The sequence below is a fragment of the Mesorhizobium sp. 1M-11 genome, assembly GCF_001303895.1.
GTDB lineage: Bacteria > Pseudomonadota > Alphaproteobacteria > Rhizobiales > Rhizobiaceae > Mesorhizobium.
In genome coordinates this window covers 1-14,943 of the sequence record NZ_LJSD01000044.1, presented here as the reverse complement: position 1 = coordinate 14,943, position 14,943 = coordinate 1, and the positions used below count along the sequence as shown (strand labels likewise).

12 protein-coding genes are annotated in these 14,943 nt (G+C 61.1%); 6 read left to right on the top strand and 6 right to left on the bottom strand.

The annotated features are described in order from the left end of the window. Window positions 1-295: 295 nt before the first annotated feature. Genes AO692_RS18960 through AO692_RS18945 form a run of 4 tightly spaced genes read right to left on the bottom strand, consistent with a single transcriptional unit; the run spans window position 296 to window position 6,195 of the window. Window positions 296-2,374, bottom strand: coding sequence for a GMC oxidoreductase (locus AO692_RS18960; RefSeq protein WP_244483409.1), 2,079 nt, complete (start codon window positions 2,372-2,374; stop codon window positions 296-298). 3 nt (window positions 2,375-2,377) lie between these two features. Continuing rightward, a complete protein-coding gene (gene ugpC, locus AO692_RS18955) occupies window positions 2,378-3,469 on the bottom strand; it encodes a sn-glycerol-3-phosphate ABC transporter ATP-binding protein UgpC (protein ID WP_054311614.1) in 1,092 nt (363 codons plus the stop codon). 35 nt (window positions 3,470-3,504) lie between these two features. Beyond that, window positions 3,505-4,998 carry a M81 family metallopeptidase gene (locus AO692_RS18950; RefSeq protein ID WP_054311613.1) on the bottom strand — a complete coding sequence of 498 codons (1,494 nt, stop codon included), beginning with the start codon at window positions 4,996-4,998 and terminating at the stop codon, window positions 3,505-3,507. A gap of 36 nt (window positions 4,999-5,034) precedes the next feature. Continuing rightward, on the bottom strand, window positions 5,035-6,195 hold the full coding sequence (locus AO692_RS18945) for an ROK family transcriptional regulator (RefSeq protein WP_054311612.1): 1,161 nt from the start codon (window positions 6,193-6,195) through the stop codon (window positions 5,035-5,037). Window positions 6,196-6,491: 296 nt separating this feature from the next. Between AO692_RS18945 and AO692_RS18940 the strand changes: the two genes are divergently transcribed. The 6 genes from AO692_RS18940 (at window position 6,492) to AO692_RS18915 (ending at window position 13,009) form a co-directional block, all read left to right on the top strand. Next, window positions 6,492-7,766 (top strand): ABC transporter substrate-binding protein, encoded by a 1,275-nt coding sequence (locus tag AO692_RS18940; RefSeq protein WP_082407445.1) that lies wholly within the window; start codon window positions 6,492-6,494, stop codon window positions 7,764-7,766. Between the two features lie 57 nt (window positions 7,767-7,823). Next, window positions 7,824-8,729, top strand: coding sequence for a sugar ABC transporter permease (locus tag AO692_RS18935; protein ID WP_054311610.1), 906 nt, complete (start codon window positions 7,824-7,826; stop codon window positions 8,727-8,729). An 11-nt stretch (window positions 8,730-8,740) separates the two neighbouring features. Then, window positions 8,741-9,550 carry a carbohydrate ABC transporter permease gene (locus AO692_RS18930; protein ID WP_244483408.1) on the top strand — a complete coding sequence of 270 codons (810 nt, stop codon included), beginning with the start codon at window positions 8,741-8,743 and terminating at the stop codon, window positions 9,548-9,550. A 143-nt stretch (window positions 9,551-9,693) separates the two neighbouring features. Further along, entirely contained in the window at window positions 9,694-10,698 is a 1,005-nt protein-coding gene (locus AO692_RS18925) for an aminotransferase (protein WP_152979885.1), read from the top strand. Between the two features lie 93 nt (window positions 10,699-10,791). Further along, window positions 10,792-11,733, top strand: coding sequence for an ROK family protein (locus tag AO692_RS18920; protein ID WP_054311607.1), 942 nt, complete (start codon window positions 10,792-10,794; stop codon window positions 11,731-11,733). Window positions 11,734-11,806: 73 nt separating this feature from the next. Continuing rightward, window positions 11,807-13,009, top strand: coding sequence for a Gfo/Idh/MocA family oxidoreductase (locus AO692_RS18915; protein WP_082407444.1), 1,203 nt, complete (start codon window positions 11,807-11,809; stop codon window positions 13,007-13,009). Here the strand turns inward: AO692_RS18915 and AO692_RS18910 are convergent. Continuing rightward, window positions 12,994-14,271: an L-fuconate dehydratase gene (locus tag AO692_RS18910; protein ID WP_054311606.1), complete on the bottom strand. Its 1,278-nt coding sequence runs from the start codon at window positions 14,269-14,271 to the stop codon at window positions 12,994-12,996. The two genes, AO692_RS18915 and AO692_RS18910, sit on opposite strands and share 16 nt — an antisense overlap. Window positions 14,272-14,283: 12 nt before the next feature. Then, window positions 14,284-14,943: fumarylacetoacetate hydrolase family protein (locus AO692_RS18905; RefSeq protein ID WP_054311605.1), on the bottom strand; the 660-nt coding region annotated here is incomplete at its 5' end.

The following is a 14,943-nucleotide window of genomic DNA, read 5'->3' as shown; positions in this document are numbered from 1 at the left end:
CGCACTCGCAGATTTCTCTTGTTGAACGTTCGTACAACAAGAGAAATAACAGTGCAATCCTGCTTCTCATTTTTTGAGCGTGACGCGGTCCCTTGATCCCAAGGAGGAACAGGGTGCGATCCGTTGCGAAGGAGACACATACCGCTGGAGAATGCAGATCACCGGGATGACCGGCAGTTTTGTAGCGTGGGTCCGCTGCGGTTTATCCGCCGATTGGAAGAGCCTGTATTTGCTCTGGAGTTCGAGCGTGTCGAACCTTAGGGCCGATCCATCTCGCTAGTGAAGGTGGCGGTGCTTACTGATGTCTATTTATTTGGTCTGCCGATCTGAACGCTAACGCCATGATCGTCAGAACGGGATTAAAGCCGCCATTGGTGGGGTGCAGCGCGGCGTCCGCGACAAAGAGATTTTGGTGACCCCAGACACGTCCGTAGGGATCGGTGACGGATCGCTTGGGGTCCACGCCCATGCGGCAGGTCCCGGCCTGATGTTGAGAAGCAGACAGGCGAGGGGGTGGCGCGTATCCCCACACCTGTGAGGCGCCGGAAGCCTTCAGCCATTGTTTCGCGCGATCGAGCAGAAGGCTGGCGGCCTTTTGCGTCTCCGGATGAACAACGCCGGAGAGCCGGGCAACTTTCCGTCCCCACTTGTCGGTTACCCGGGCGTCGAGCGTCACTCGACAATCCGGTGACGGGATTTCGTGGACGGGGCCTTTCAGCTGCGTGACGCGGCGGTAGTTCCTCCGCATGAAATCGTGTGCGGCCTGACCCCAGCGCGGGATGTCTGGCGGCAAAGCCTGATCCCAGAAAATCACCGGCGGGATGATGAAGTCGTCGGCGAGAATGGCGCCGCCGACAATGCCGGGATTGTCATGGACGTAAGCGGTGGTGGCGATGGTTACACCCGGACCGCGTTCGGCATAGACGTTTTCGTCGAACAGTCCGAACGCGGTCGGGTAGGTGTGCCCTTGCAGGTGGCGCCCGACATGACCCGAATTGTTGCCTATGCCGTTCGGTTCCTCACTAGTGGCCGACAACAGCAGAAGCCTGGCGGTTTCGATCGCGCCGGCGGATAGCACGACAATCCCGGATCGTACTTCGCACCGGACAATCCCTGACGCCTCGTCATCCCAGGCGAGCGCGATGCCAGTCACGCGTCCTGACGCGTCGGTCACAATTCGTTCTGCCGTCGTCTCGGCGACGATCGTGAGATTGCCGCTGGCCAGCGCGCGCGAAAGGATCGTGTTCTGCGTTCCATTCTTGGCGTCGGACGGACAGGGGAAGCCAACGCAGGTTCCGCATTCGATGCAGGCGTCGCGGCCGGCGCGCGGCAGTGAATTGATAAGAAGCGGCGGAGCGAAGGTTTCGATCGACAGCGCTTCGGCGCCGCGCGCCAGCACCCTGGAGCTTTCATAGCGGGGCAAGGGAGGCATCGGCAGCGAGCGGTTGCGCCAGGGCTCGTGCGGCAGCCGTCCCTGATGTCCGCTGACGCCGATTTCATTTTCGGCCATCTCATACCATGGCTCGAGATCGTCATAACCGATGGGCCAGTCCACCAAAGACGAATTTGCCGGCACGCCGTATTTGCTGGCCATGCGAAAGTCATCGGGATGGAAACGCCAGGCGAGCCCTCCATAGATAAACGTGCCGCTGCCGAGACAGGCCGCATTGTTGCCGAACTCGACCATATGCGGCTCTGCCAGCTCTTCGGTTCCGTCCGGCCGCACAAGGACCCTGAACCCGTCTTCGAGATCCGGTCCGGTGTTGTGGCCGTACACGGGGTGCCGATGGTTGCGCAAATGATCGCGATGCCCGGCATTCATGTAATCCAGGCGCCGGCCTCGTTCCACGAGCAGCACCTTGCGTCCGGCGAGGGCAAGCTGCCCGGCCACGATTGCGCCGCCGGCGCCGGCGCCCACGACGATCGCGTCATAACGGTCGTCGAAGTGCCGTTCGGGTTCGGGCGCCGGCGAAATTCTGGCTGGCCCGTCGGGGCCTTCCGGCATCCCGTGTGCGTAGCCGACTTCGAGCCACGACAACCCGCCCGGGTTCCCACCATTGGCGGGATTCGCGTAGATGGCTTCCGCCGACCATCGGCACAGCGCGACGAACCACGGGATGCCCTGCACGTCCGTCAACAGGTGGCACAGTGCGGTCTCGTCCAGCTCTGCAAGTGGCTTCCCGTGCAATCGCTCCGAACGTTCTCCGAGCGACTGCAAGCCGGCCTCTATGGCAACAACGACGTCAGGCCCTTTTGCTTCGCGAATACGCGTGCCGACATAAGCCGGCGTGTTCATCGCCACCGACCCTAGGACCGGGTCCGGCGCAATGGCGGCCAGTACGCGCAGGAAATCGGGCCGGGACAGCAATCGCATCGACTATCCGAGGACTCTGTCGCTCGCCGGATCGATCAGGTGAATCTTCGACATGTCCACGTTCAACGTCAACGGCGTGTTCGCCTTCAGCCCCGGAATCGGCATGAGGCGCGAAACAACGTCGAGGCCGGCAATCTTGAAGTGCACCAGCGTATCCATCCCCAGCGGTTCCACCAGCGCGGTTTCGACTTTCAGCGTGTCGCGTCCTTCCTTCGCAACGACGCTGAAATGTTCTGGCCTGACGCCGACCACCATGGCCTTGCCTGTGTGCGGGCGGAATAGTTCGGCCCGGGTCTCGGGGACGGACAGCGTCTGGTTGTCGGGGAGCCGTATGCTAATCTCTTTTTCGTGGGCGACGATCGTCGCATCGAAGAAATTCATGCCTGGAGAGCCGATGAATCCGGCGACGAAGCGTGTCGCGGGATTGCTGTAGAGTTCCTCGGGTGGGGCGATCTGCTCGATCCGCCCCTTGTTCATGACGACCACTCGGTCGGCGAGCGTCATGGCCTCGATCTGGTCATGGGTCACGTAGACGGTCGTTGTGGGTATACGGGAGTGGAGCTCCTTGATCTCGGTGCGCATCTGCACCCGAAGCTTGGCGTCGAGGTTGGAGAGAGGCTCGTCGAACAGAAACACGGATGGATTGCGGATAAGTGCGCGGCCCATCGCCACGCGCTGGCGCTGTCCCCCCGAGAGCTGGCGGGGTTTGCGGCCGAGCAAATCCTGAAGGCCGAGGATTTCGGCTGTGCGCTTCAAGCGTTCGTCGATCTCGGCCTTGCCGGTTTTTCGAAGCCGCAGCCCGAACGTGATGTTGTCGGCGACGCTGAGATGCGGATAGAGCGCATAGTTCTGGAAGACCATCGCGATGTCGCGTTCGCCCGGCTGCAGGTCATTGACGCGCTTGCCATCGATCATCACCTGACCGCTGGAAATAGTCTCGAGGCCGGCGATCATTCGCAACGTCGTCGACTTGCCGCAGCCCGACGGACCGACGAGCACGATGAACTCGCCGTCAGCGATATCCAGATCGATATCGTGGATCGTGACGAACGCCTCGTATGACTTCCTGAGTTTTTCAAGTGTTACGCTGGCCATCTGCGTCTTCCTTTTCTCGTGGTGGCCTCAACGGATCAGGCTGTGTCGCCATAGAGCGCTTGCTCGGGCGACCATTCAAAATCGCGGTCGAGTGGCCATGTCGGGCGAGGGAGCTGCTTCCATTCGAGCTTCGTCATGTCGAGCTGAGAGGTTCCGTCGCTCAAAAGCAGGATGTGCCGCGCGGCCACATCCTCCAGCTGCGGATGCAGGTATCCGAGCTTGACGACATAGACCTTGTGGTTCTGTGGATCGATGCCCATGGCCGCGAAATGGCCGGGAGTCGTGACGCCGATGGGTTGTGCATGGAAGGTGGCAACGACGCTTCCGATGCGAACCTTCGCCCACGCCGCTTCCTTGGAACGATAGGGCTGGAACCCGCCAAGCTCCAGCCATTCTCCGCTGGCCTCGACGACAGCCTTGACAGTTCTGTGGGTCCGGGGGCGTGACAGATGCTCCGAGCCCAGCACGATCTCCACTTCTGCGCCAACACCGGCTGACAAGAGCCTCTCGACCGTTTGCGGGGCTGTGATCCCGGCGACCACGATGTCCGGGGTCGACGGCATATCCAGCGCGGCCTGCAGAACAGTCGTCAAATCTCCGGCGGCGCCCGCGGTCGTATTGTCGCCGGAGTCGGAAACGAAGACAGGGGCCTCGGCCGTCTCCGCCGCGAGCTTGAGCCCCTCGGCGATCCCGGATGTCTCCATCTTCGGGATAAATTCAGTGTGCTTGCGCCAGACGCTGCGCGCCAGCGCGATCGCTTGTTCCCTGGCGACGGCGGCGTCGTCCTCGGCGACGGCAAAGGCCGTGAGGCTTGTCCACGGCCTGTCGTTCCATGCGAAACCGACAAGAATATTGGCTTCCATCATTCCCGGAACGCGGTCGAAGCCGGGCAGACTTCCATAAAGCTCGCCGCCAGGCTCCTGCGTTGTGATCGCCGTCTCGCCGGGAACGAGCATCGGAACGCTGACGGCGACTTTCTTGGGCTTCAGGCCCTTCTCCAGCACCGTGATCAATTGATCGGCCGCCCGATAACCCGTTTCACGGTCATCGCGATGCGGCGCGGTTCTGAGGACGGAAAACACCGTCGCCGCGGATAGGAGTTCCGGCGTCATGTCGCCATGCAGATCCAGCGCGACGCCGACCGGGACATCAGGTCCCACGAGATCGCGAATGGCGCAGATAAAGTCGGTGTCCGCGTCGACGCCAAGCCCCTCGACCTCAAGCGCGCCGTGATTGGCGACGAGAACGCCGTCGAAAGGGCCGTTTTCCTCCAGAAGCTGGAGGGTTCTCGATTTGACTGCTCCGTATGCGTTGCCTGTCATGGCGCCGCCCGGCAGTGCAGTGACCCAATAAAGCGGAACCGCCTCTAACGCAGCGCTTTCGGCAAGCCTCGCCAGCATGCCGCGCACCATCCACAGGTCGCCATCGCGCATCTCCTGTGCGGAATATTCCTGCAGGAGCTCCTTCCCGGTCTGGATGGGAGAAGACAACATGACCTCGATGGAAAGACCGACGATGGCTATACGCATTGTGAAACCTTGATGAGTAAGGGAATTGGGCGCCCGTCACTTGAAGACGTGAGGACCGTCGAGGCTGGTGACGCCATCGAGCGCTATGGCGACGCCGCCCAGCAAGGGCATGCCTTCCGATATCTTGGAAAACTGGACGGTGCTGCGCGAGTACATCGCCGGATGGGCGAGGCGTATCAGCGCCCGCTGCATGGACGCGCCGAGATAGGCCTTTGCACGGGACAGATTGCCGCCGAGCAGAACGACAGGCGGATTGAAGACATTGATAAGGCTCGAAACCGCGGACCCCAGAACCTCGCCGGCATGATCGAGAACGTTCAGAATGATCTCGTCGCCGCCTTCCGCTCCTTCCAGGATGCACGAAAAGTCGGCGGGGGCCTTGCCACCCAGCCGCTCGATCTCATGCAACAGGGCGGGCTCCGAGAGGTAAGCGGAAAGACAGCCAGACGCTCCGCAGGAGCAGAACCGTCCCTGGGGCACAACCTTTATGTGCCCGAGTTCGCCGGCGAGACCGTCTGCGCCGCCATAGATCTTGCCGTCGAGAAAGAGCGCGCCGCCGACACCCGAGCCGGAGAAGAGGTAGATGAAATCGTCGATATCGGTGCAGGCCCCGAACATGCGCTCGGCCATCGCAGCCGCTTTGCCGTCGTTTCCGACGAATACCGGGGCGTCGGTGACCGACTGGAGATGCGACAGTATGTCGACGTCCCGCCATCCGAGAACAGGCACGTGAACCAGCGTGCCGTCGCTGTTGACGAGGCCGGGCAGGGATACCCCGAGGCCGAGCACCGGAGCGCTCGAACCGGAAGCCTCGACCACCGCCGCGACGCCGCGCTTCAGGAATTGCGGAATGCCGCCGAGGTCGCCATCGAACGGTTCGATTTTTGACGTCAGTATGGAGCCGTCCAGGCTGCACACGACAAAACCCACGGCGTCGGCTTCGATCTCCACACCCACGAGAAGCCCCGACGCGGGGGAAATGAGCAACCCCTCCGACGGTCGTCCGCGGCGGTTGGCGTCAGGCTTACTCTGCCGTTCTATCAGTCCCATCTCTGTGAATTTCGAGACGATCGAGGAAACGACGGATTTGTCGAAACCTGTCTGCTCGATGATTTCACGCTGGGAAATCAACGGGATAAGCCTGATCCGATGGAATATTGCGTTGGCGTGATAGCGCCGCAGGTAGGAACGATCCATTGGTGTATCTTTTTCTATTTGACAGAAAAATAGTTGGAAAAACGGCTGATGGTCAAGCTAAAAAAGCGAAGCTTCACAGCCGGCGCAAATAGCGGATATTTCGGAGGAATTTCTTTAACCATTTGAAATTAAACGTATTTATGCCGATTTGCGCGTGATTCTGGACATTTTCTTTTCAGATTTATCGGTGGCCACGCGCTGGCTGTGTTGACAAGGCCTGTCTCTGTGTCGCAGTATTTTTCTTGTAAGAAGATTATTTAAGGCGCTCGAGGGGCGCGCAATGGTGAGGTCCGGTCATGAGTAAATCCACTTTTCTTGGCGCGATGGCGTTGACGGCTCTGTTGGGCTCATCCGCCTATGCGCAGGACAATTTCGAGGTATGGCACTACTACGCGGCAGGTTCCGAACTTGCCGGCATGAACGCGCTTATCGACTACAGCAACAGCCAAGCGAAGGACGCGAAATTCACAGGCGTCGTCGTTCCGGGCAACGTCGTCGAGTTGCGCCGCCAGCTGCAGACCGCGTTTCTCGGTGGCCGCCCGCCGGCAGCCTATCAAAGCTCGATGGCCTTCGAGCTCAAAGCCTTTGTGGATGGCGGCCGCCTGCATCCGATCCCGGACGTCTGGGAACAGATCAAGGGGGACGAGATTTTTCCCGCCGGCGTGCAAAGGGTCGTGAAGATCGGCGGCCAGCCTTACGGTGTCCCGTTCGATCTCTCATTGATCAACAACGTCTTCTACAACGTCAAGCTCTTCAAGGAGCTGGGGCTTGAGGTGCCGACCGACTGGGACAGCTTCGCAAAGGCCTGCTCCGCCCTTTCCAAGGCGGGATACCAGCCGCTCGGGAATGCGGGCGGCACGTTCTGGAGCCTTTACAACTTCTATTCGCCGCTTGTTTCGATCGTCGGCGAGGAAGGCTACTACAAGATCGCACGCGGCGAGTTGGGCTTCGACAGCCCGGAATTTTCCAAGGCTCTCGATCTCTATCGCGACAAGATGATCCCCTGCTACGCCAAGAACTGGAGTGGCAAGACCTGGACGCAGACCGCCGACGATGTCGTGAACGGCTCGACGGGCATGTTCATGATGGGAGCGTGGGTCGCCGCCTATTTCGAACAAGCAGGCTTCAAGGGCGGCGAGGGTTTCGATCTCTTCCAGGCGCCCGGCACAGTCGGCAAGTCGGTCTTCCAGATGGATGTGCTGGCCGTTCCCGCCGGCCCCGAGGCGACGATAGCCGCGGCCAATCAGTTCCTCGTCGCCGCCGCATCGCCGGAGGGGCAGGCGGCCTTCGCGGTGCCGAAGGGCTCGCTCGCACCCAATGTGAAAGTGGACGCTTCGGTCTATAACTATGCCGGCGCGAAGCTGGCCAAGCAGTTTTCCGACGCTTCGGCGAAAGACGCCGTCCTGCCGAACCTCTTCTTCCTCCTGCCCACCGCACTGGGAACAGAACTCGGCAACCAGATCCAGCGTTTCGCCATAGATCCCTCGGATGCCACGAAGGCCGAGGTGATCTCGACTCTTGAGGGGCTTCGCCAGGAAGCGTTGGCCAACAAGGCCTTCATAGCTTGGTAAGAGTCGTGGAGCGGCTCGCGAGGAGCCGCTCCTATTTTTGGCATCGAAGGGTCCGGCATGATTCCGCGCGAATGGATTCCCACCCGTACAACGCGTACGCATCTGGCGTTTCTCGCGCTGCCCGTCGCCTTGTTCGCGACGTTCTATGTCTATCCGATCATCTCAAGCGTCTATCTGTCGATGCACAGCTGGGACGGCTTCTCGCCGGACATGCGCTGGGTCGGCCTGCAAAACTACAAGACGCTGCTCGCCCAGCCCCGCTTCTTCAACGCCGTCCTGAACAACATAGCCTGGGTCGCGTTCATGCTCATTGTCCCCACGGGTATTGGCCTCATGCTCGCCGCCATCCTCGATCGTGGCATCCGCGGCGAAAGCGTCTACAGGATAATATTCTTTCTGCCCTTCACCATCCCCGCCGTCGCCGTGGCCGCCATATGGCGCTGGATGTATGAGCCGACAAACGGACTGATCACCACAGTGCTCGATCTCGCCGGCCTGGGCTGGGCGGCGCAAAACTGGCTGGGCGACCCCGCGGTCGTCAATGCTTCGCTGATGGGTGCGGTCGCCTGGTGGACGACAGGTTTCGCATTCCTCGTTTTCTTCGCCGGGTTGCGCAATATTCCAACTGAATGCATCGAGGCGGCGCGCATCGAGGGCGCCACGTCCTGGCAGATTTTCTGGAAAGTCAGCTTCCCGCTGCTCTGGCCATCCACCATCATCGTTCTCGGAATGTCGGCCATCGACGCCATGCGCCTGTTCGACATCGTCTGGGCGATGACGCAGGGCGGGCCTGCCTATTCGTCGGAGGTGCTGGCGACCCAGATGTACGATCTGGCGTTCGGCCGCTTCGAGATGGGCCGCGCCAGCGCCGTGTCGGTTTACCTGCTGCTGATCGCTGCCGTCGTGATCATGCCCTACATCCTCTACATGTCGAGCCGTGTGCAAGACAGCGAGGCCGAATAATGAGTGCCGCCTTGCAACAACATCAGACCGCGCTGACCAGAACGGTCCTTGTCGTCTTCGCCGTGATCTTCATGGCGCCGCTCGTCATTGCCGTCCTGACATCCTTCAAGTCGCCTCCGGAACTGACCCAGGTGCTCTCCTTTCCGGGCGAATTCTATTGGCAGAATTATTCGATCGCCTTCTCGCGGATGGGCCGCGGCCTGATCAATTCCATTGCGATCACCGTTCCAGCGGTCGCGCTTTCCATCCTGATCGGAGCGGTGGCCGGATATCCGCTCGCCTATATGCGAGGCGCAGGGGGGAAGTTCGTATATTTTATTCTGCTGACCGGCATGCTCGTACCGTTCCAGATCGTACAGATCCCGCTCTTCTTCCTTGTCCAGGGGCTTGGTCTGTACGACACCATCGCAGGAATGTGGCTCGTGCATACTGCTTATGCGGTTCCATTCTGCACATTCTTCATGCGCAATTTCTTCGCCTCCGTTCCGCGCTCCATGTACGAGGCGGCGCTCATCGATGGGTGTGGTCCCGCCCGTTACTTCTGGAAGCTTCTGCTGCCCGCCTCGACCTCGGGCCTCGCGGCGCTTGCAATCATTCAAAGCCGGGCGATCTGGAACGACCTGCTGTTTGCGATAACGCTGACATCGAGCGATCAATCGCGCCCCGTCACCGTTCAGATCTCGGGCTTCGCGTCCAGTCTTCAGGTCGAATACGGGCCATTGATGGCGGGGACGCTCGTGTCGATTCTGCCGGTGATGGTTGCGTATCTCGTGTTCCAGAAATCCTTCGTGCGCGGCTTGCTCGGAGGCGCCGGTAAATAGATGGGCAGAATTTAGCCGCCGGGCGCGCTCTCATCGGGGGCGCCCCGGAAGCGCGGATCAGCGTGCGCCTGGATCGCCTTGAAGGCCGGCGCCGCCACGCCCTCACAATCTGTCTTTCGCTTTTCTTTGAATGGAGTTCCATCATGTCCCAACATCCCGGCCTTGATCTGATGCATGTCGAAATGGGCCGGCAATGCTCTGATGCACTGGCCACGCTCGAAGCCGCCGGGCCGATCGCGGAACAGATCGCCGAAAGCATTCGCCGTACGAAAAGACTTGTTCTTTATGCAATGGGAGGATCGCAGCACGTCAACCGGATCGCAGAACCGCTCTATCGCGACCTTGGGATCGACACCCGCGCGATCAATGCATCCGAGGTTCTGATGTCTCCGCTGCCGGACGGACCTCGAACGGCTGTCATCGTATCGCAATCTGGCGAGTCCGGGGAAATCGTCGAGCTTCTCCGGACACCGGCAGGCCAGGAGGAGCGTTTCGGATTGACTCTGGAAAGCGGCAGCACGCTGGCGAAGAACGTCAAGGCGTTCATCGCGGCGGCAGGCGGCACCGAACATGCGTTTGCGGCGACCCGTTCCATCATTCTGACGGTAGCCATGCATGGGGCCGTCCTGGAGGCACTTGGGGCGCCACAGGATCAACTGCGCGCGGCTCTCGCGACTGCGCCCGCCTCGATAGAGGCTGTGGACGAAGCGCTGGCGGGGTCCGACGCCTACATATTCTCAGGACGTCATTCCATGGCCGGCGTTGCGGAAAGCGCGGCGCTGTCCCTTATGGAACTGGCCCGCGTCCCGACCATCGGCTTCGAAGGCGGTCAATTCAGACACGGACCATTCGAAGTCCTGCGCCCCGGTCTGGCTGTCCTCCTGTTGCGCAGTGCGGCCTGCGATGCGCCGGGCGTTGCGCAACTGGCGAAAACATCCGTCGAGGGCGGTTGCAATGTGGTCCTGTTTGACGCTTCAGGCGGCACGGCGATCGATGGATGCACACATGTCGAATTGCCTGTGGGCGCCGGACTCGGTGCGGCGATGAGCATGCTGCTCGCTTTGCAGAACTTCAACATAGCTGTAGCCCGCCGCCTTATCCCGCAAGGCATTGGCTCGCCGCGTTTCACGACCAAGGTTACCGCCTAGCCGGAACTGCTGGGGCAAGCGCAAGCATTGCCCCAGGACCGATCCCGAAGACGGCGCGCCGCCGATTTTTCCGCTCCAGCCAGGAAAGCAATCATGCCTGAGCCATCCTTCATTGGAATCGATCTGGGAGGAACACAGCTTCGCGTGGCGGCGGCGCGTCTCGACGGGACAATGCTCGACCGGCGTCATGCCACGACGGATCGGCTTGGCGGCCCGCAGGCCGTTGTCGCTCAAATGGAGGCGCTTGTCGGTGCAGTGCGCCAGCGGGATACGGTGGCGATCGGCATTGGCGTTCCCGGAGCCTTCGATGGCGAAAAGGGGATGGTTCTCGATATTCCGGCGTTGCCGGGATGGAACAGCGTGCCTTTGGAAAAGATCCTCTCTGATCGCACGGGCTTGACCGTGATTCTCGAAAACGACGCAAAGGTGGCAGCACTGGGCGAGTGGCGTGCCGGAGGCGGCAAAGGCTTTTCGAATTTCGCCTATGTAACCGTCAGCACGGGCATTGGGGGCGGGATCGTGGCGGAGGGCAGAATGATACGCGGCTTTCGCGGCCTTGCCGGCGAAGTCGGGCACACGCGCATAACGGACCATTCGGCTGTTTGCTCATGCGGGCGCCAGGGTTGCTGGGAGGCCGTGGCCTCGGGCACTGCACTGGCGCGCGCCGCCAAGGCGGCGATTGAAAAAGCGCCCTCGTCCTTGTTGGCGAAAGTGGCGGGAGAAGATGCGCCGACCGGCGAACATGTGAGCCGCGCCGCCAGGGAAAAGTGCCCCGCGGCGCTGGCCATTCTCAGCATTGAGGCGGAATGGCTGGCGGCTGGCTTCGCCAATATCCAGCATCTCTATTCGCCACAGCGCATCGTGCTTGGGGGCGGGGTGTCAAAAGCACTGGACCTGATGCATCCGCAAATCGTGCGCAGCATGGAAGAGCGTATTCTGTCGGGACATCCCGTTCCCGAGATCGTTCGGGCAGAACTTGGAGACGACGCCGGGCTGATCGGCGCCGCCTATCGTGCCTCGGAGACGCAAGATTGAAGATGGAGCCCCAGTCCGGCTGCCGCTTCAACAAATTCGCCGCCACGAAGCCGCCAAGGAGAGCCGGATAGATATGGAAAGGATCGGGGTAGGGGTCATCGGTACGGGTGACATTTCTTCAATCTATCTTCGCAATCTCAATTTGTTTGCGGGAGTTCGCGTCGTCGCTTGCGCGGGACGCAACAGGGACGCCGCGGTGCGCCGTGCGGCTCAATTCGGTATCGAGGCGCTCGATGTCGACCAGCTTTTGAAGCGTGACGATATCGGCATCGTCGTCAACCTGACCCCGCCTGCAAGCCATGCCGACGTAACGCGGGATGCCTTGAGCGCAGACAAACATGTCTTTAGTGAAAAGCCCCTGGCTGTCGAAGCCGCTACGGGGCGCGCCCTTGTGGCCGAGGCGAGGAGCCGCTCTCTTCTGCTCGGCTGCGCGCCGGACACTTTTCTTGGCGCGGGCGGAAGGCTGGCTCGCGGCGTGATCGACGCCGGAGAGATCGGAACGGTCACTTCCGGCGTCTGCATGTTCCTGTCCTCGGGCATGGAGCATCGGCATCCCAATCCCGAATTTTTCTTCAAGGCAGGCGGTGGACCCGTCCTCGATATCGGCCCCTACTACTTGACGACCCTTGTGAACCTTCTGGGTCCGGTCGCCAGTGTCCAGGCCGAAGCGAGCACGGGGTTCCGGGAGCGGCTCGTCACAGCGGCCGGCCCGCAACAGGGGCGGCGCATCCTTGTTGAAACGCCGACGACCATCATGGCGCTCCTGAAATTTCGCAGCGGTGCTATCGTCAATGCCATGTTCAGTTGGGATGTCAGGCTTCATGGGCGCCAGTCGATCGAAATCCATGGAAATGCCGGCACCATGCTGGTCCCCGACCCAGACACGTATGGTGGTTCGGTTTCGATCGGAATGGACGGCGGCGCGTGGGATGTGAGGGGAAGCGACACGGCTCCGCTCGGTCGTCCGAACTGGTCCCCGTCGGGGGATCCATCGCAGCAATTCGCGAATTATCGCGGGCTTGGCGTCGCGGAAATGTCGAGCGCCATCCTGCTTGGCAAGCCGCATCGCTCCTCGGGTGTGCTTGCAAGCCACGTTCTCGACGTGATGGAATCCATTTTGGTCGCGGCCGGAGAAAGACGAACCGTTGATATAGACTCCTGTCCACGACGTCCGGAGGTGTTGTCCGAAGATGATGCGCTGGAGCTGACGAAGCTGAAGCTGCGGCCGTCGACCATGCTCGCCGCTCATGCCGGCGTCGATCAGCCCTCGAACTGATAACTATCCAGTGTCGTTTCCTTCATCTCGATCGAAAACCCCGGCGTCGTAGGTGGCATGTAGGCAGCGTTTGCGATCACGCAGGGATCCAGGAAATGCTCGTGCAAATGGTCGACATACTCGATCACACGCCCATCCTTGGTTCCGGAGACGGCAACATAATCGATCATCGACAGATGCTGGACGTATTCGCACAGGCCGACGCCGCCCGCATGCGGCCAGACGGGCAGATCGAACTTGGCCGCCATCAGCAGCACCGCCAACACCTCGTTCAGCCCGCCCATTCGGCAAGAATCGATCTGCACCACGTCGATGGCGCCGCCGGCGATGAACTGCTTGAACAGGATCCGATTCTGGCACATCTCGCCGGTGGCGACCTTGATCGGCGCTACCGATTTGCGGATCCTGGCATGGCCGGCCACATCGTCGGGGCTGGTCGGCTCTTCGATGAAATAGGGCTTGGCGAAGGCGAGGTCCTTCAGCCAGTCGATCGCCTGATCGACTTCCCAGACCTGGTTCGCGTCGATCATCAGGAAGCGTTGCGGCCGGATGACCTCGCGAGCGATCCGAAGGCGACGGATATCGTCGGTGCGGTCGCGGCCCACCTTCAGCTTGATGTGATTGAATCCCTGGTCCACCGCCTCCTGGCAAAGGCGCTTCAATTTATCGTCGGGATAGCCGAGCCAACCAGCAGAAGTGGTATAGCAGGGATAGCCTTCACGCTCGAGCGTCGCGATACGCTCGACCTTGCCGGCTTCGGCTTTCTTCAGGATTTCAAGCGCCTCGGCGGGCGTGATCGCATCGGTGAGATAGCGGAAGTCGACGATGCGCACGAGCTCCTCGGGGCTCATTTCCGAGACCAGCCGCCAGACCGGCTTGCCTGCTTGCTTGGCCCAAAGGTCCCAGACCGCGTTGACCACCGCGCCGACGGCAAGATGCATGGCCCCCTTGTCAGGCCCGATCCAGCGCAACTGGCTGTCACCGGTGAGGTGGTGCCAGAAACGGCCGTGGTCGTGCTTGACCCAATCGAGGTCCAATCCGACGACGAGATGACGCAATGCCTCTATGGCGGCACAGCAAATCTCGTTGCCACGACCGATGGTAAAGGTCAGACCATGTCCCTTGAGGTCTGACCTGTCGGTGTCGAGGATAACATAGGCAGCCGAATAATCCGGATCCGGGTTCATCGCGTCCGAACCGTCGAGGCTCAGCGAGGTCGGAAAGCGCAGGTCGAAAACGCGAAGGCCGGTGATGCTTGTCATGTTCTACCCAACTCAGCTATCGGCGCGGAACGTCTGGCGCTGGCTGCCGAGCCCTTCGATGCCGAGTTCGACGACATCGCCTGATTTGAGATAGCGCGGCGGCTTCATGCCCATGCCGACGCCGGGCGGCGTGCCGGTGGAGATGATGTCGCCCGGCTGCAGGCTCATGAACTGCGACAGATACGAAACCAGGAAGGCGACGCCGTAGACCATCGTCCTGGTCGAACCGTTCTGCATCGTCTCGCCGTTCACGGTAAGCCACATCTTGAGATCCTGCGGATCCTTGACCTCGTCCTTGGTCACCAGCCACGGGCCGATGGGCCCGAAGGTGTCGCAGCTCTTGCCCTTGGTCCATTGGCCGGAGCGCTCGGTCTGGAACGCACGCTCCGAGACATCGTGGGCGACGCAGTAGCCGGCCACATAATCCAGCGCTTCGGCTTCCGAGACATATTTCGCGGTCTTGCCGATGACGACGCCGAGTTCGACCTCCCAGTCGGTCTTCTGCGAGCCGCGCGGGATCAGGACATCGTCATCCGGGCCGACGATGGCGGATGTCGCCTTCATGAAGACCACCGGTTCCGGCGGCACCTGCAGGCCGGATTCGGCGGCGTGATCGGCATAGTTGAGGCCGATGCAGATGAATTTGCCGGTACCGGCCACGCAGGCACCGAA

Excerpts from the sequence above, each read along its gene's own strand:
- AO692_RS18960 (WP_244483409.1), bottom strand. The coding sequence starts at position 2,374 with ATGCGATTGCTGTCCCGGCCCGATTTCCTGCGCGTACTGGCCGCCATT.
- ugpC (WP_054311614.1), bottom strand. The coding sequence starts at position 3,469 with ATGGCCAGCGTAACACTTGAAAAACTCAGGAAGTCATACGAGGCGTTC.
- AO692_RS18950 (WP_054311613.1), bottom strand. The coding sequence starts at position 4,998 with ATGCGTATAGCCATCGTCGGTCTTTCCATCGAGGTCATGTTGTCTTCT.
- AO692_RS18945 (WP_054311612.1), bottom strand. The coding sequence starts at position 6,195 with ATGGATCGTTCCTACCTGCGGCGCTATCACGCCAACGCAATATTCCAT.
- AO692_RS18940 (WP_082407445.1), top strand. The coding sequence starts at position 6,492 with ATGAGTAAATCCACTTTTCTTGGCGCGATGGCGTTGACGGCTCTGTTG.
- AO692_RS18935 (WP_054311610.1), top strand. The coding sequence starts at position 7,824 with ATGATTCCGCGCGAATGGATTCCCACCCGTACAACGCGTACGCATCTG.
- AO692_RS18925 (WP_152979885.1), top strand. The coding sequence starts at position 9,694 with ATGTCCCAACATCCCGGCCTTGATCTGATGCATGTCGAAATGGGCCGG.
- AO692_RS18920 (WP_054311607.1), top strand. The coding sequence starts at position 10,792 with ATGCCTGAGCCATCCTTCATTGGAATCGATCTGGGAGGAACACAGCTT.
- AO692_RS18915 (WP_082407444.1), top strand. The coding sequence starts at position 11,807 with ATGGAAAGGATCGGGGTAGGGGTCATCGGTACGGGTGACATTTCTTCA.
- AO692_RS18910 (WP_054311606.1), bottom strand. The coding sequence starts at position 14,271 with ATGACAAGCATCACCGGCCTTCGCGTTTTCGACCTGCGCTTTCCGACC.